This is a genomic window from Streptoalloteichus tenebrarius (genome assembly GCF_024171885.1).
GTDB classification, from domain to species: domain Bacteria; phylum Actinomycetota; class Actinomycetes; order Mycobacteriales; family Pseudonocardiaceae; genus Streptoalloteichus; species Streptoalloteichus tenebrarius.
The window spans coordinates 61,793-79,234 of record NZ_JAMTCP010000001.1; the positions used below are offsets into that span (position 1 = coordinate 61,793).

Here is a 17,442-nt window from a genome sequence, read left to right on the forward strand (position 1 = left end):
CCTGGTCCGCCTGGCGCCGGCGGGCGACGGGGATCCCCGTCGCCGAGAGTCGCGACCGGGCGGACCAGGCGCCCGCCCGTCGGCCGCCGGGGGCCGCGCCGACTCGTCCCGCCTGGGGCGGGCCGTTCTTCCGCGCCCTCCGCTCTCGCTGTCCTCCGCCCGCCCTCCGGCCGCCCTCCGGCCGGCCTCCGTTCCCGTCGCGTCGTGCCCGCGCCGGGATCGCGAGCGGGGCGGAAGGAAGTTGGCCTGGGACAACGGAAAGAACCGGCGCCGTCTCCTCTCCCTCTGGTCCCCCCTGATCGTCAGCCGTGTTGTGGGCAGGCTAGCCTCGCCTAATATGACTGTCAGTCGGTCATTTTTGAACGGTGTTGCGGACAGGTAGTGAGCACCAGGACGAGGAAGGGCCATGACAACCACGCAGACGACCTCGATCGAGGTCCGGCCGGAGCAACCGCCGGAGCGGGAGCCAACCGGACCGGGCACGGGCGCCGAGGCGCCGCGCATGCTGCCGATCGGCGCGGTGGCACAGATGCTGCGTCCGGTGCGACCGCACCTGCTCACCTGCGCCGTCTTCTCGGCGGTGGCGGCGGCGATGGGCATCGCCCCGTTCGTCGCCGCGGCGGAGATCGCGCGCGTCGTGCTCGCCAGCCCCGACTTCCCCGCCGGCACGGTGTGGGCGTGGGCGGGCGTCGGAGCGGGAGGCGCGCTGGCGCGCCTGCTCCTGCTCGGGCTCTCCACCCACGTCGGGCACACCGCTGACGCGGAGATGCTGCACCACCTGCGCGTGCGGATCGTCGGCCGGCTCGGCGTCGTGCCGCTGGGCTGGTTCCGCGCCTCCGGCTCCGGTCAGGTCAAGAAGGCGATGACCGACGACCTGGAGGACATGCACGAGCTGTTCGCCCACGCGCTGGGCGCGGTGGTCGGCGCCGGCACCGCGATGGTGGTCAGCTTCGGCTACCTCGTGTTCGTGGACTGGCGGATGGCCCTGGTGACCGTCGCCGTGCCCGTGCTGGCGATGGTCGTCTACCGGATCACCATGCGGTCCTTGCCGGCCCACATGTCGCGCCTGATCGCCGCGGAGGGGCGCATCAGCACCGCGACGGTCGAGTACGTCGACGGCATCGGCGTGGTCAAGGCGTTCGGCGGCACCGAGGGCCGGCTGCTGGACCGCTTCGGTGAGGCGATGAGCGAGTACGCCGAGGCCTACCGCGACTGGCTCGCCGGAACCCGCACCAGCGCGGCCGTGAACCGGGTGCTCAGCTCGGAGATGATGGTCCTGGCCGTGGTGGTGGCCGCCGGGCTGGGCTTCGTGGCCGCGGGCTGGCTCAGCGCGCCCGACCTGCTGCCGTTCCTGATCGTCGGTGTCGGGCTGCCCACCTCGTTCAGCCCGATGATGCACGGCGCCCAGGGCGTGCGGATGGCGCGCATGGCGGCCGGCCGGGTCCACGGCCTGCTGACGCGGGACTGCCTGCCCGAGCCCGCGCGCCCGCGGGAGCCGCACGGCCACCGCATCGAGTTCGACAGGGTGTCCTTCTCCTACGACGGCGCCACCAACGCCCTCACCGACATCAGCTTCGTGTGCGAACCGGGCACGGTCACGGCGCTGGTCGGCCCCTCCGGCGCGGGCAAGTCGACGTTGGCGAGCCTGGTGCCGCGGTTCTACGACGTGACCGACGGCGCGATCCGCGTCGGCGGCGTCGACATCCGCGAGATGTCCTCCAAGCGCCTGCTGTCGTCGATGTCGTTGGTGTTCCAGGACGTGGTGCTGTTGCGGGACACCGTCAAGGAGAACATCCGCATCGGTCGGCCCGACGCCACCGACGAGGAGGTCCGCGCGGCGGCCGAGGCCGCGCAGATCCACGAGGTGATCGAGCGGCTCCCCCAGGGCTACGACACCTTCCTCGACGGCGCCGCCGGCGGCGGGCTGTCCGGCGGCGAGCGGCAGCGGCTGACCATCGCCCGCGCGGTGCTCGCCAACGCCCCGATCGTCGTGCTGGACGAGGCCACCGCCTCGCTGGACCCGGACAGCGAGGCCGCGGTCCAGGACGCCCTCTCCCGGCTGGTCGCCGGCAAGACGGTGATCGTGATCGCGCACCGCCTGCACACCATCGTCCAGGCCGACCAGATCGCCGTCCTCGACGGCGGCCGGCTCGCCGAGATCGGCACCCACCAGGAGCTCCTCGCGCACGACGGCCTGTACGCGCGGATGTGGCGCGCCCAGCAGAACGGAGAGGCGGCATGATCGGCAAGCTCTACCGCGTCTGGCCGCAGCCCGGCCCGCTGCTGCGCGTGTGGCTGCTGACCGGGGCCATGGCCGTGCTCCAGGGACTGCTGCTCGGTCTGCTGGTGCCGATCCTGCGCGCGCTCCTGCGCGCCGAGCCCGACTTCGCCGCCGCCACCCCGTGGCTGGTCACCGGCGCGGTCGGACTGCTCGTGTACGGAGCGCTCAGCGTGATCGTCATGCCGGTCACCTTCACGGCGCACATGGCGCTGGCGTCCCAGTTGCGGCAGCACCTGATGCGCCACGTGACCACGCTGCCGCTGGGCTGGTTCACCGGGCAGCGCAAGGGAAAGTTCGTCCGCACCGTCACCAACGTCACCGGGGTGCTCGCCCAGTTGACCGTCACCGTCGGGGCCGAGGCCCTCACCGGTGTGCTGGTGCCCGTCACGATCGTGGCGGTCACCTTCGTGGTCGACTGGCGGCTCGCCATCCCGTTGCTGGCCACCGTGCCGCTGGCGTTGCTCGCGTTGCGCCGTTCCTGGCGCACTACCGCGTCGGTCTCCGACGACATGGAGGTGGCCGCGAACGAGGTCGCGGGCCGCGCCATCGAGTTCGGCCAGGCCCAGCCCGTCCTCCGCGCCGCCGGCCACGGCACCACGGGCACCGCGCGCATGCGGGAGGCGCTGGACGACCACCGCGAGCGGTACCGCAGGGGCCTGCGCCGGATGCTGTTCCCCGACCTGTCCTACAGCGGCGTGGTCATGGCCGGGTACGCGGTCGTGCTCGTGCTCGCCGTGCAGTTCCTGCTCAACGGGAGCCTGGTCGCCGTCGACACCATCGCCCTGCTCGTCCTGGCCGTCCGCTTCGTCGAGCCCCTCGGCGGGACCATCGACCACGCCTCGGGTCTCGGCGCGATGGACTACCTGGCCACGCGGGTGGAGAACCTCCAGCGCACGCCGACGCTGCCGCACAGCCCGAACCCGGTGCGCAGGGTCGAGGAGGCCAGCATCGAGTTCTCCCACGTGACCTTCTCCTACGGGGAGAAGCCCGCGCTGTCCGACGTGTCGTTCCGGTGCCCCGCCGGGACGACCACCGCGCTCGTCGGGCCGTCGGGCTCGGGCAAGACCACGGTCACCCGGCTGGTGGCGCGGTTCTTCGACGTGGACTCGGGCAGCGTGCGGGTCGGCGGGGTCGACGTGCGGGAGTACGACCACCCCGCTCTCCTGTCGGACATCGCCATCGTGTTCCAGGACGTGTACCTGTTCGACACGACGATCGAGGAGAACCTCCGCCTGGCCAACCCGGACGCCACCCGGGAGGAGCTGGAGGCGGCGGCGCGCGCGGCCCGGCTCGACGAGGTCGTCGAGCGCCTGCCCGACGGCTGGAACACCCGGGTGGGCGAGGGCGGCATGCAACTGTCGGGTGGTGAGCGCCAGCGGGTGTCGATCGCCAGGGCCTTCCTCAAGCGGGCGCGCATCGTGCTCATCGACGAGGCGGCCTCGGCGCTGGACCCGGAGAACGAGGGCGCGGTCAGCCAGGCGATCGTGAACCTGGCCAGGGACCCCCAGCGGACGGTGATCGTGATCGCGCACCGGCCGGCGACGCTGGCCGCCGCCGACCACGTCGTCGCCCTGGACGCGGGGCGGGTCACCGAGACCGGGAGCCCGACGGAGCTGCTGCGCACCGGCGGGACCTTCGCCCGCCTCTACAACCAGTACGAGCACGCCAGGAGCTGGCACGTGACGACGTAGCCGGCGAGAGGGCCGAGGGAGAACCGGGACGCCGGGCCGTGACGCTGCACGTCGACAGAAAGAGACGACTGATGGTCGAATCGCTGGGGAATGACCTGCTGACGGACGCCTCCGACTCCACCCACGTCGCTGTCCCGCCCGGCGCTGTCCCGCCCGGCGCGGTCCGGCCCGGCGACCCCCGGTACGAGGACCTCGCGCTCCGGCGCAGGAACGAGAGGTTCAGCCAGCGCCCCGACTACTTCCAGGTGGTCCGGACGACCGAGGAGACGGTCGCGGCGGTCGCCGCGGCCGTCCGCGCCGGGCGGCGGATCGCGGTGCGCAGCGGCGGACACTCCATGGAGAACTCCGTCGGCGAGCGGCCGGGCGGCGTCGTCATCGACATGTCCGCCATGAACGGCGTGTACCACGATCCCGCCCGGCGGGCGTTCGTCGTCGAGTCCGGGGCCACCCTGGGCGAGGTGTACCGGGTTCTCTACCTGACCTGGGGCGTCACGATCCCGGGCGGCTGGGGGCACTCGGTCTGCGTCGGCGGCCACATCCAGGGCGGGGGGTACGGGGTCCTGTCCCGCGCCCTCGGCTCCGTGGTCGACTACCTCGACGCGGTCGAGGTCGTGGTGGTCGACGCCACGGGCCAGGTCCGCGCGGTCCTGGCGACCAGGGACCCGTCCGACCCCCACCACGACCTGTGGTGGGCCCACACCGGCGGCGGGGGCGGCAACTTCGGCGTCGTCACCCGCTACTGGCTGCGCTCGCCGGAGGCCACCGGCGACGATCCGGCGTCGCTGTTGCCCCGACCGCCGGTGTCCCTGCTCAGCGGCGTGGTCGCGTGGTCGTGGCGGGACCTGCCGCGCGAGGCGTTCCACCGCCTGATGCGCAACCACGCCGACTGGCACGAGCGGAACAGTGATCCGGGCTGCCGCTACGCGTCCCTGGCGTCGCGGTTCGTGATCACGGGGCGCGGGGAGGAGGACCGCCCCGACGACATCGTGGTCGCGGCGATGCTGGACGGGGGATTGCCCGACGCCCGCTCGATGCTGGAGAGCTACCTCGACGCGATCGGGGAGGGCGTCGGTGGCGTGCGGCAGATCGGGGAGCCCACGCCGTGGCTCTACACGATGATGCCGCCGGTCCCCGACGGCGACGCGCAGCGGGGCGCCGAGTACGACAGGTACAAGGGGAAGGCTGGTTACCTGCGCCGGGGCTTCTCGACGGCGCAGGTCGACACGATCTACGACTACCTGACGTCCCCGCAGGCCAGGGTCGAACTCGCCCGGCTGTGGTTGCTGGCCTACGGCGGGCAGGTCAACGCCGTCGACCCGGCGGCCACCGCGCTGGCGCAGCGCGACTCGGTCCTCAAGGCGGTCTACATCGCCATCTGGTCCGACGAGGCGGACGACGAGACCAACCTCGACTGGATCCGCCGCTTCTACCGCGACGTGTACGCCGACACCGGCGGCGTCCCGGTCCCCGGCGAGATCAGCGACGGCTCCTACATCAACTACCCGGACACCGATCTCGCCGACCCCCGGTGGAACACCTCAGGCGTTCCGTGGCACTACCTGTACTACAAGGAGAACTACCCCCGTCTCCAACGCGTCAAGAAGCGCTGGGACCCGTTGAACATCTTCCGGCACACGCTGTCCATCCAGCCGGCGGACTGAGACCAACGCGCGCGGCGGCGTGACACGGAGGGGAAAACCGCACGCTGCCAACGACAACGCCACGGGGCGCCGAAGGGCGCCCCGTGGCGTAGGACGGAACGGTCGTGGTGGCGGCGCTCCGCCGCGAGTCATCTCCCGGCGAGTCGAGGGAGGATACCAGCGACCTCCTCGGGGGACGGCATCGCGGCGATCTCCTCGGCGGCGCGGCGGGCGGCCACCCGGAACTCCCCGTCGTCCAGCAGGCGCCGCGCCGAGCCGGAGACCGACGACGCGGTGACCTCGTCGGGCAGCAGGCGCACCCCGACGCCCGCGGCCACCACCGCCTCGGCGTTGACGAACTGGTCGGCGCCCCGGGGGAGGACCAACTGCGGCACCGCCTGCCCCAACGCGCCGAGCATCGTCCCGGAGCCCGCGTGGTGCACGATGAGGTCGAGGTGCGGCAACAACTCGGCCTGCGGCACCCACGACTCGACGACCACGTTGTCGGGCGCGTCCGCGAGCAGGGCCGTCGTCAGCTTCGGCCCCGTCGCCACCAGGACGTCCGCGTCCAGCGCCGCCACGCCGTGGACGATCTCCCTGAGCAGGTCGTCCGCCCCCTCCGCCCCCGCCTCGGTGCCCAGCGTCACGTACACCAGGGGCCGGCCGCGGTCCCTCGACCGGACCCACTCGGGCAGGGGCGCTGGCCGGGAGAACGGCACGGGGCGCAGCGCGAACCGGGTGGCCCTGGCCACGAAGTCCGGGTCCTGCATCGACGCGGGATAGATGTCCAGGTACGGGTGACCAAGCGGGTTCGGCTCCCGGAGGGACATGGCGAGCCCGAGTTCCTCGGCCACGGCGTCGACCCGGCGCACGTACTCGGGGGTGAGCACGTTCAGCGAGTGATGACTGAGCCCGTGGGCCACCGCCGGCGTCCCCGCGCGCGCCGCCGCCATCCCCGCGCCTACGCAGACCGAGTCGTAGACGACCAGATCAGGGTGGAACCGCGCCACAACGCGCCCAACGTCCTCGGCATAGCGACTCGGCAGCACCGAGCCGAAGGTCGCCGCGACGAACGTCTCCCACTGCGCGGGTGTCAGCTCGTCGTGGTTCGCCCGCTCGCCGAACAACTGGCGCCCCGCCTCCGCGAACGCCTCGGAGATCGGCGGCCCCGCCGGGATCGGCTCCACCCCGAGCCCGGACAGGTACGGGTGCAGGGACTCGTTGACCGCGAAACCCACGTGGTGACCGGCGCGCGCGGTGGCGACGGCGAGCGGTAGGAGAGGGAAGAAGTGGCCATAGGTGGAAATGCTGGAGAAGAGGACGCGCATCGCACCTCCGAAGCCAGGTGACCGACGTTCCCCACGACGTCGTCGTCCGGAGAGGGCAGGACGCGGACGCCGACGACCTGGAGGAGGGCAGGGGCCTCAGGACGGCAGCAGACGCTGGTCGTCCTGGTCGCGGAGCGCGGAGCACAGGGAACGCAGCGCCGCCTCCGTCCGCGCGATCTCGTCGTCGGTGATGTAGATCGACGGCGAGACGCGCAGGAACCGCGTCCCCGGTCCGGCCGGGAGCGCGCGGATGTGGTGTTCGCGCAACAGGAACGCGGAGAGCAGGTAGCCGAACGTGCCGGACTGGGCCGCCTCCCTGATGCGCTCGGAGGCCGCGTCGCTCTGGTCCGCGACCTCGACCGACAGCATGAGGCCGATGCCCCAGACCTCCTTGATGACGTCGGGGAAGTCGGCGCGGACGGCGTTGAGCGCCCCGGCCAGCCTCTCGCCGCGCTCCCGGACCATCCGGTAGGCCCGACCGCCGTCGGCCTCCAGCATCTCCAGCACCTTGAGGGCGATGGCGCCGGAGAAGCCGTCCTTGGCGAAGGTCGAGCTGTGGATCACCTCGAACTCCGGGCGGAACCGGTCCTGGCGCACCAGCGCGACCGAGTTCTTCGTGACGCCGCCCGCGATGATCTTGGCGAAGGTGTAGTAGTCGCCCCGCAGACCCATGTGGGAGCTGCCGAGGAAGGTCCCGGTGCGGCCGAAGCCGCTCTGCACCTCGTCCACGATGACCGGGCAGCCGATGGCGGCGCACGCGTTCTGGATCTCCCGCGCGAACTCCGGGGTCACCGGCTTCATGCCGGCGCCGCCGCGGACGGGCTCGACGAAGAACCCCGCGATGGTCGGGAGGTCCCGCGCGACCACCCGCACCACGTCGCCGTCGACCACGACGTCGAGCAGCGTGCGCCGCTCCTCCTCGATGATCTTGGCGAGGTCGTCGGGCTGGTCGGCGGGCACGAACCGGACCGTCGCGGCCAACGCCGTGAACGGGGTCCGCCACTGCGCGTTCTGGGTGAGCTGGATGCTGCCGACCAACTTGCCGTGGAACGCGTTCTCCAGCGCGAGGAACACCGGTCGGGCGTTGGCCAGCCGCTCCGCGTTCTCCTGCTCGACGGCGGTCAGCAGGCTCGCGACGTCCTGGTGGGCGCCCGTGGGGACGTGCGGGCCCTCCGCCACCGACAGGCGCCCGCCCCCGGCCGCCGCCCTGACGGCGGCCACGTGCTCGTCGATCTCCGCGCGCAGCTCCGAGACGCGGCCCCGCCGCTCCAGCTCGGCGTGCTTCATGCAGATCTCGTTCGCCTCGGCGCCGGTGTTGGCGAAGATGGCCGAGTAGTACTGGTCCGTCCCCGTCTCCCGCCGGATGATCCTGTTGATCTCGCTGGCGACCGCGTTGACGTGTGGCAGCACGGAAAGCTGCGCGTGGAACGGGACCCGCGCGTCCAGCACCGATTTCGCGTGTTCCACGATCTCGTCGTTGTTGTGGCCGAAAAGCAGGGAGCCGAAACCGCACGCCAGGTCGAGGACGGGAACCTCCCGTCCGTTCTCGTCCCGGTAGTACAGTGTGTTCCCCTCGGCTCGGACGTATTCGACCGCCAGACCCATGCTGGCCAGCCACTGGTTCAGCGCGGAGTCGGCGAGGACGGGTGCGGGAGACGAAGCGCTCATTTCTGCCTCTCTCGTCCGGACGGGGGCGTGTGCCGGCGGGGGAGCGGTGCGTGGATGACCTTCATTAGAGACGCTCCCCGCCCCGGTCACAACGGGCTTACATCGCGCGACATATGTCGGACTCGAACCATTGGCCATGTTGAGCCGCCATGACGGCCCTGCGAGGGTGAGGCCGTGACGCGAACGGCAGAGGTCGCAGGCGCGGGGTTCGCCGGGCTGACCGTGGCGACCGAGCTCGCCCGGCGCGGCTGGCGGGTTCGTGTCCACGAGGCCGGCCCGCGCCCCCGAGCGTTCGGCGCCGGGATCTTCCTGTGGACGAACGGTCTGCGGGTGTTGACCGAACTGGGCGTCGTGGAGTGGGTGTTGGCCCGCTCCTACGAGGCCTCTCAGTGGGAGGAACGGGACTCCGACGACAACGAGCTGGGCATCCGCCCGCTGCCGCTGCCGGGCGGCCTGCGGATGGTCACGATGACGCGGAGGACCCTGCACACCGCCCTGCTCACCGCCGCGGAGGCCGCCGGCGTCGAGATCCGCACCGGCTCCCGGGTCGTGGCGGCGGAGCCCGGCGGCGTGCTGGTCACCGAGGACGGCGCCCGGTGGCCGGCGGACCTCGCGGTGGGCGCGGACGGGATCCGGTCCCGCGTCCGCGACAGCCTGGGGCTGCTGGCCGGGCACGAGCTGTTCCCGTACGGGATGTACCGGTTCCTCGTTCCCCTCGCCAGGGTGCCGGAGTTCCGGGGCCGGTGGCGCAACTACCTGAACTTCCTGGACGCGGGACTGCGGCGGCGCGTCCTCTACGTGCCCTGCGACGAGCGCGAGCTGTACCTGTTGCTCGGCGCGGTCCACACGGACGAGGCACTGCGCCAACCGCTCGATCCGGCGGTGTGGTGCGAGACCTTCCCCGTCCTCCGGCCCCTGCTCGCGGAGCTGCCGCCGGCCCCGCGCTACGACCGGTACGAGGTCCTGCGGCTGGAGCGCTGGTCGGTGGGGCGCGTGGCGGTCGTCGGCGACGCCGCGCACGCGATGCCGCCGACGCTCGGCCAGGGCGCCGGCACCGCGGTGATGAACGCGCTCAGGCTGGCCAGGGCGGTCGCCGACGCCAGGGACGTCCCGGTCGCGCTCAGGAACTGGGAGTCGGACAACCGCCCGGCCACCGAACTCGTCCAGGCCGAGTCGGTGATCGGTGTCCGGGAGTTGTTCCCCCGCGACGGAGAACGACGTGACAAGTGGCCCGAGGGCGCCGTGCACGCCGCCGGCAGGGACCTCGTGTGATCGCGGTAGGAGGAGACGGATGGAACACCTCGCCGAGCGGGCGCCTCAGTCGTCCACATTGGACGGTGTGGTCGACGCGCCCGCACCGGCGGCGGAGATCGTGACGCCGGACGACGTGCGTTACGACCTGCTGGCCAGGGCGGACAACTACCGGTTCGTCGCGCGCCCCGAGTACTTCCGGTTGGCCCACACGCCGAAGCAGGTCGAGCAGGCGGTCGGCGAGGCGGTCGCGGCGGGCAAGCGCCTCACGGTGCGCTCGGGGGGCCACTGCGGCGAGGCGTTCGTCGCCTCCCCGGACGTCCAGGTCATCCTGGACCTCTCCCCGATGTCGCACGTCGGGTTCGACCGGGAGCGCAACGCGTTCGTCATCGAGGCCGGCGCGACCGTCGGCCGGGTCCTCCAGACGCTCTTCCGCGGCTGGGGAGTCACCATCCCCGCCGGGTTCTGCATGGGTGTCGGCGCGGGCGGGCACATCTGCGGCGGCGGGTACGGCCCGATGTCCCGGCTGCTCGGCCTGACCGTCGACTACCTGCACGCGGTCGAGGTCGTCGTCGTGGACGAGAACGGCGTCGCCTCCACCGTGGTGGCCACCCGCGAGGACGACGACCCGAACCGGGACCTGTGGTGGGCGCACACCGGCGGCGGGGGCGGGAACTTCGGCGTCATCACCCGCTACTGGATGCGCTCGCCCGACGCCACCGGCACGGACCCCGCCCGCCTGCTGCCGCGCGCGCCGGGGATGGTGCACATCGCCGAGGTGGAGTGGCCGTGGCCCGAGCTGACCGAGCGGGCCTTCGTCCGGCTGGCCCGCAACTTCGTCCGGTGGCAGCTTGCCAACAGCGACGTGGACTCGCCCAACGTGGACCTGTACGCCCTCATGCGGTGCATGCACCAGTCGGCGGGCCACGTCGCGATGCACACGCAGATCCCCGCCGACCGGCCGGACGCCGCGTCCCGCTGGGACCGGTTCCTCGACGAGCTGAACGCCGGCGTCGGGGTCACCCCGCTGGTCCGCCGGCAGACCCTGCCGTGGCTGGCGGCGAGCCGGTACCTGGCGGTGCCCGACACCGGGCCGTGGGCGATCGCGGCGCGCCGCAAGGTCAAGTCGGCCGACCTGCGCGGCCCGCACACCGAGGAGCAGCTCGTCGCGGCCTACCGGCACCTCACCGACCCCGACTACCACGGCCCGAACTCGTCGATGGAGTACATCGGGTACGGCGGCAGGGTGAACACCGTGTCGCCCTCGGCGACCGCGATCCCGCGCGGCGCCGTGGTGAAGACCTTCTACATGGCCGCGTGGAACGACCCCGCCGAGGACGACCAGCACATCCGGTGGATGCGGGAGCTCTACCGTGACGTGCACGCGGAGACCGGGGGAGTGCCGGTGCCGAACGAGGTCAACACCGGCGCCTACGTCAACTACCCCGACATCGACCTCGCCGACCCGGAGTGGAACACCTCCGGCGTGCCGTGGCACACGTTGTACTACGGGGAGAACTACCCGCGCCTCCAGGAGGTCAAGGCGAAGTGGGATCCCCGGAACGTGTTCCGACACGCTCTGTCGATCCGGCCGCCGCGCTGACCGTCTCGCGAGGGGCTCCGGGATAGCCGCGGACCACCGCCGCGGCCACCCCGGTGCTCAGCAGCGCGAAGACGACCGACAGCCCGACCAGCCACGGGTAGCCGACGAGTCCGGCCGTGCTGAGGCCGACCGAGGTCAGCACGACCCTGCCCAGTCCGGTCATGGAGACGGGGACGGTGTAGTCGGTCGCTCCCGAGGCCCCGCGCGCCAGGTCGAGCGACACCGTGGAGATCCAGGTGAGCTTGGCCCCGTAGGTGATCGCCATGAGGATCAGGGCGGTCGAGGTCAGCCCCACGTGCCCGTTGCCGAAGGCGAGTGGGAGGGTGGCGGCCAGCGCGACGGCGCTGCCGATGCCGATCACCACCATCGGCCGGGAGCGCCCGTAGCGGGTGATGATCGTCCCGGTGACCAGCGCCGCCACGATCTGGGCCCCCGTGGCCAGGGTGTACTGGACGAAGCCGATCTGGTCGGTCGACCACCCCGCGGACAGGAGCATGGCGGACTGCGGCGCGCTGGCCAGCCAGTCGCCCAGCAGGAAGAAGGGGATCACGAGCAGGGTCCACACGGCGTTGCGCCGGATGCGGAAGTAGCTGGCCAGCGCGCGCCACGGCGCGGCGCGGCCCGCGCCGCGCGGGGCCGGCGGCTCGACGAAGCGGGCGAGGACGATCAGGGGGACGGCGAACACCGCGGTGACGGACAGCACCGTCGCGGTCCACCCGACGTGCGAGTAGAGCAGGAGGGCGCCGCCGGAGCCGATGATCAACGACAGGCTGGCCGCCGCGACCTGGATGCCGTTGGCCATGCCGGCGTCGGCGGGGGACAGGATGCGGACCGCGAGCCCGTTGATGGCGGTGTCGTGGAACGTCGAGACGAGCAGCACGCCGACCATCAGCACCAGGGTCGCCGGCAGGTGCTCGACCGGGTCGACCGCCGCCAGCGCCACCAGGATCAGCACCAGCACGACCTGCGTGAGGATGAGCCAGCTCCGGTAGTGCCCGTGCCGGGAGGAGCCGAACCGGTCGACCAGCGGCCCGACGAGGAACCGGCCGAAGTAGACCATGGTGAGGAGGTTGATCAGCGCGACCGTGCCGAGCGAGACGCCGCGCGCGAGCAGGATCGTGCCGAGGGCGCCGAAGAAGAACGAGTACCCGATGTCGGAGACCAGGTACAGCGAGGCGATGACGAGCATGCGCTGTCGTCGCGACAGGGGTGCCGCGCCGTCCTCCGACGGCGCGGGCGCCCGGCCCTGCGGGGCGGTCCGGCGGGACGTCTCGTCCGTTCTTCCCATGTCGAGGGGCTCCCTACTATCATGACTGACTGACAGTCAGACACGGCTGGCTGATCCGGAACCCGGTAGTGAGGGGTGTCCCCCGATGCGCCCGATACGCTGGGTAGGGCGAAAGGGGATGACGTGCCACGCACGAAGCCGGGCAAGCAGAGGCGGAGTGAACTGCTCGACGCCGCCGAGTCGCTCGTGCTGCGCAACGGCGTCGACTCCTTCACGGTCGACGACGTCACCGTGGGGGCCGGTGTCGCCAAGGGGACGTTCTACCTGCATTTCGCCAACAAGAATGAGCTGATCACGGCCCTGCGCGAGCGCTACGTCGAGCGTTTCGTCGCCCGTCAGCGTGAGGCCGCGCGGACGGCCGAGGACGGTGTCGCCCGGGTGGAGCAGTGGATGCTGGCGGGCATCGACGAGCACCTGGCCGACATCCGCCTGCACGACCTGCTGTTCCACACGATGACCCGGCCGGAGACGCCCACCCGCAACCCCTCCGTCGACGCGTTGCACGACCTGCTGCGGGAGATCGGGGCCGACCTGGTGGACCCCGAGGCGACGGCGGTCGTCCTCTACCACGCGATGCACGGCATCGCCGACCACATCGTGCACTTCCCCCAGGACCGGGACCGCATGCTCGCCGAGGCGGCCCGCCTCTGCCGCGCGCTCGTGGTCGTTCCCGCGCCACACCTGACGAAGTAACGGCGAGGATGCCGGTTCTGGCATCGCGCTGATCCCCCTGTCGTGTCCTCCGGGACACCCCACGGCCTGGTCCGTCACACTCCGACACCCCTGGCGTCCACCGTTAGGGTAGCCTACCCTCAGACGTGACTGACTATCAGTCATATGATGTGGTCCGCACCGACGAGGTGCGCGCCCTCGGGGCGGCGTGATCCGACACGGCGTGATCTGACTCGGCGTGATCAGACACCACGATGAGGAAGGCAGATCGATGACAACGACGACCACGACCGGGGAGCTGCGAGTCGCGACCCCGAACCGGCGAGGACAGCCCGTGGTCGAGAGCGAACCTCGACTCATCCGCGCCGACTCGGCCGCGCGCCTGCTGCGCCGGGTGCGCCCGCACCTGATCACGTGCGCCGTGCTGTCGGCGGTGGCCGCGGCGTGCGGGTTCGCCCCGTACGTGGCCATCGCGGAGATCGCGCGCACGGTGCTCGGCGCGCCGGACGTCGCGTCGGTCGCCGGGACGGTGTGGACGTGGGTCGCCATCGGTGGGGCCGGCGCCATGCTGCGCCTGGTGCTGCTCGGCCTGTCCTCCCACGTGGGCCACACCGCGGACGCCCAGGTGCTGCGGGACATCAGGACCCGGCTCGTCGGCCGGCTCGGCGTCGTGCCGCTGGGCTGGTTCCGCGCCTCCGGCTCCGGCCAGGTCAAGAAGGCGATGACCGACGACCTGGAGGAGATGCACCACCTGATCGCGCACGCCCTCGGGGAGATCGTCTGCGGCATCACCGCCCTGGTCGTCGGCTTCGGCTACCTGGTGTTCGTGGACTGGCGCATGGCGTTGATCACCCTGGTGGTGCCGCTGCTGATGGTGATCAGCTACCGCGCCGCGATGCGCTCGATGTCGTCGCACATGGCCCGGCTCATCGCCGCGGAGGGGCGGATCAGCGCCGCGAGCGTCGAGTACGCCGACGGCATCACCGTGGTCAAGACGTTCGGCACCGGCGGGCGGATCATGGAGCGCTTCGCCGAGGCCGTCCGCGAGCACACCGAGGCCCTGCGGGTCTGGGTCGACGAGACCCGGTACAGCTCGGCGCTGGCCCAGGTGTTCAGCTCGGAGATGACCGTGCTGGCCGTCGTCCTGGCCTCCGGCGTCGGGTTCGTCAGCGCGGGGTGGCTCGGCTTCCCCGACGTGCTGCCGTTCCTCGTCGTCGGCATCGGCCTGCCGACCTCGTTCACCCCGATCATCCAGGGCACCCAGGGCCTGCGGAAGGCCCGCGTGGCCGCCGGCCGCATCGAGCGCCTGCTGGCGCAGGAGCCGCTGCCCGAGCCGGCCAACCCGCGGCGCCCCACCGGCCACCGGGTGGAGCTGGACCGGGTGACGTTCTCCTACGACGGGGTGAGCAACGCGGTCGAGGAGATCAGCGCGGTCTGCGAGCCCGGCACGGTGACCGCCATCGTGGGTCCCTCGGGTGCGGGCAAGTCGACGTTGGCGAGCCTGGTGCCGCGGTTCTACGACGTGACCGGCGGCGCGATCCGCATCGGCGGCGTCGACCTCAGGGACATCGCGTCGGACAAGCTGTTGTCCTCGATGTCGTTGGTGTTCCAGGACGTGGTCTTGCTGCGCGACACCGTCAGGGAGAACATCCGGATCGGCCGGCCCGAGGCGACCGACGAGGAGGTCCGCGAGGCCGCCAAGGCCGCGCAGATCCACCACGTCATCGAGCGCCTCCCCGAGGGCTATGACACCGTCCTCGACGGCGCGGCCGGCGGCGGGCTGTCCGGCGGCGAGCGGCAGCGGCTGACGATCGCCAGGGCGATCCTGTCGGGCGCCCCCATCGTCATCCTGGACGAGGCCACCGCCTCGCTGGACCCCGACAGCGAGACCGCCGTGCAGGACGCGTTGTCCGAGCTGGTCACCGGCAAGACGGTGCTGGTGATCGCGCACCGCCTGCACACCATCGCCCACGCCCACCAGATCCTCGTCCTGAACGAGGGCCGGCTGGTGGAGTCGGGCACCCACCAGGAACTCCTCGCCAGGAACGGGCTCTACGCCCGCATGTGGCGCGCCCAGCAGAACGGAGACAACGCGTGATCCGCCACATGTACCGGTTGTACCCACATCCGGGACTGCTCGTCCGACTCACCGTGCTGCACGTCGTCCTGGCGGTCCTCCAGGGACTGCTGCTCGGGTCGCTGGTGCCGATCCTGCGCGCGCTGCTGCGCCCCGAGCCCGACTTCGCCACCGCCACCCCGTGGCTGGTCGCCGGCGGGATCGGCGTCCTCGTGTACTGGGCGCTCAAGGTGATCGCGACCCCCGTCGGGTTCGCCGCGAGCATGCACCTGGCCGCCCAGCTCCGGCACCACCTGATGCGGCACGTCGCCACGCTGCCGCTGGGCTGGTTCACCGGCGACCGCAAGGCGCGGCTGTCCAGGACGGTCACCACCTCCGCCGGCAACGTCGCCCACCTGGCCGCGACCTTCGGGCCGCCGGCCATCACCGGCACCCTGGTGCCGATCACCGTCGTGGCGGTGACGTTCGTGGTGGACTGGCGGCTCGCGCTGGTGTTCCTGATCATCCTGCCCATCGCGTTCCTGGCGCTGCGCCGCGCCGGCCGCATCACCTCCGAGGCCGACCGCGAGCTGGAGGAGGCCGCCGTCGAGATCGCCGGGCGCGCCATCGAGTTCGGCCAGGCCCAGCCCGTGCTGCGGGCCGCCGGCGTCGGCGCCACCGGCAGCGCCCGCATGCGGCACGCGCTCGACGACCACCGCGACCGCTACCTCCGGGGTCTGCGCCGCTCGCTGTTCCCCGACCTGACCTACACCGGCGTGGTGATGGTCGGGTTCGTCGCCGTGCTCGTGTTCGGGGCCCAGTTCCTGCTCAACGGCAGTCTGGCCGTCCCCGACACCGTGGCCCTGCTCGTGCTGGCCGTGCGGTTCCTCGAACCCCTCGGCACGCTGACCGAGCTGCTCGGCACGCTGCACGCGATGGACAACGCGATCAGCAGGGTGGAGAGCATCCTGCACACGCCGGCGTTGCCGCACAAGAAGAACGCGGTGCGCCGGATCGAGGAGGCCTCGATCGAGTTCGACGACGTCACCTTCTCCTACGGCGACACCCCCGCCCTGTCCAACGTGTCGTTCGTCTGCCGCCCCGGCACGACCACGGCCCTGGTCGGGCCGTCGGGTTCGGGCAAGACCACGGTCACCCGGTTGGTGGCCCGGTTCTTCGACGTGGACTCGGGCAGCGTGCGGGTCGGCGGGGTCGACGTCCGGGACCTCGACCACGCGACCCTGCTCGGCGAGATCGCGATCGTGTTCCAGGACGTGTACCTGTTCGACACCACCATCGAGGAGAACCTCCGCCTGGCGCGGCCGGACGCCACGCGCGAGGAGCTGGAGGCGGCGGCGCGGGCGGCCCGGCTCGACGAGGTCATCGAGCGCCTGCCCGACGGCTGGGACACCCAGGTGGGCGAGGGCGGCGCGCAGCTCTCCGGCGGCGAGCGCCAGCGGGTGTCGATCGCCAGGGCCTTCCTCAAGCGGGCGCGGATCGTGCTGCTGGACGAGGCCGGTTCGGCGCTGGACCCGGAGAACGAGGGCGCGATCAGCGAGGCCATCGCCAACCTGGCCAGGGACCCCGAGCGGACCGTGATCGTGATCGCGCACCGCCCGGCGACGCTGGCCACCGCCGACTTCGTGGTCGCCCTCGACGGGGGGCGGGTCATGGAGTTCGGCTCCCCGGTGGACCTGCTGCGCACCGGCGGCACCTTCGCCCGCCTGCACAACCAGTACGAGCACGCCAGGAGCTGGCACATCGCCACCTAGTCCACCGTGGGTGTTCGGTGGAGCCCACCCCCGGCTGTCGGCGTGGCCGGGAGTGGTCCCCCGACCGACCCAGGTGCGGTTCGGCGCCCCGCCGGCGCCGACGCGGGACGGTGGTCCTCGTCCGATGCGAGGACCACCGTCCCGTCACCGTTCTCCCGCCCGCCGTGCTGTTCTCCCACCTGCCGACGCCGC

The 17,442-nt window shown here is 72.0% G+C and carries 11 protein-coding genes; 8 read left to right on the forward strand and 3 right to left on the reverse strand.

All coding sequences use genetic code 11. The annotated features are described in order from the left end of the window. Window positions 1-406: 406 nt before the first annotated feature. From LX15_RS00310 to LX15_RS00320, 3 genes are all read left to right on the forward strand, one after another. Entirely contained in the window at window positions 407-2,242 is a 1,836-nt protein-coding gene (locus tag LX15_RS00310) for an ABC transporter ATP-binding protein (protein ID WP_253667384.1), read from the forward strand. Next, on the forward strand, window positions 2,239-3,972 hold the full coding sequence (locus LX15_RS00315; protein ID WP_253667385.1) for an ABC transporter ATP-binding protein: 1,734 nt from the start codon (window positions 2,239-2,241) through the stop codon (window positions 3,970-3,972). Before LX15_RS00310 ends, LX15_RS00315 begins: the two co-directional genes overlap by 4 nt. A gap of 71 nt (window positions 3,973-4,043) precedes the next feature. Then, on the forward strand, window positions 4,044-5,633 hold the full coding sequence (locus LX15_RS00320; protein WP_253667386.1) for an FAD-binding oxidoreductase: 1,590 nt from the start codon (window positions 4,044-4,046) through the stop codon (window positions 5,631-5,633). Window positions 5,634-5,761: 128 nt separating this feature from the next. On the opposite strand, the gene LX15_RS00325 is transcribed toward LX15_RS00320, so the two are convergent. Then, window positions 5,762-6,940, reverse strand: coding sequence for a glycosyltransferase (locus LX15_RS00325; RefSeq protein ID WP_253667387.1), 1,179 nt, complete (start codon window positions 6,938-6,940; stop codon window positions 5,762-5,764). A gap of 96 nt (window positions 6,941-7,036) precedes the next feature. Continuing rightward, window positions 7,037-8,608: an aspartate aminotransferase family protein gene (locus tag LX15_RS00330; RefSeq protein WP_253667388.1), complete on the reverse strand. Its 1,572-nt coding sequence runs from the start codon at window positions 8,606-8,608 to the stop codon at window positions 7,037-7,039. Between the two features lie 174 nt (window positions 8,609-8,782). On the opposite strand from LX15_RS00330, the gene LX15_RS00335 reads away from it, so the two are divergent. Together LX15_RS00335 and LX15_RS00340 are read left to right on the forward strand one after the other, a co-directional pair. Next, window positions 8,783-9,880: an FAD-dependent monooxygenase gene (locus tag LX15_RS00335; RefSeq protein ID WP_253667389.1), complete on the forward strand. Its 1,098-nt coding sequence runs from the start codon at window positions 8,783-8,785 to the stop codon at window positions 9,878-9,880. A 19-nt stretch (window positions 9,881-9,899) separates the two neighbouring features. After that, a complete protein-coding gene (locus tag LX15_RS00340; RefSeq protein ID WP_253667390.1) occupies window positions 9,900-11,462 on the forward strand; it encodes an FAD-binding oxidoreductase in 1,563 nt (520 codons plus the stop codon). On the opposite strand, the gene LX15_RS00345 is transcribed toward LX15_RS00340, so the two are convergent. Beyond that, window positions 11,398-12,750, reverse strand: a complete 1,353-nt coding sequence (locus LX15_RS00345) for an MFS transporter (protein ID WP_253667391.1) — start codon at window positions 12,748-12,750, stop codon at window positions 11,398-11,400. The genes LX15_RS00340 and LX15_RS00345 overlap by 65 nt on opposite strands. Before the next feature lie 123 nt (window positions 12,751-12,873). Here LX15_RS00345 and LX15_RS00350 point away from each other — a divergent pair, with 123 nt between their 5' ends. The 3 genes from LX15_RS00350 (at window position 12,874) to LX15_RS00360 (ending at window position 17,250) form a co-directional block, all read left to right on the forward strand. Then, complete coding sequence (locus LX15_RS00350) at window positions 12,874-13,443, forward strand: TetR/AcrR family transcriptional regulator (protein WP_253667392.1); 570 nt, start codon at window positions 12,874-12,876, stop codon at window positions 13,441-13,443. 250 nt (window positions 13,444-13,693) lie between these two features. Next, the gene (locus LX15_RS00355; RefSeq protein WP_253667393.1) at window positions 13,694-15,520 is read left to right on the forward strand and encodes an ABC transporter ATP-binding protein; all 1,827 of its coding nucleotides are present in this window, start codon (window positions 13,694-13,696) and stop codon (window positions 15,518-15,520) included. Then, entirely contained in the window at window positions 15,517-17,250 is a 1,734-nt protein-coding gene (locus LX15_RS00360; RefSeq protein WP_253667394.1) for an ABC transporter ATP-binding protein, read from the forward strand. Before LX15_RS00355 ends, LX15_RS00360 begins: the two co-directional genes overlap by 4 nt. The last annotated feature ends 192 nt before the right edge of the window (window positions 17,251-17,442 follow it).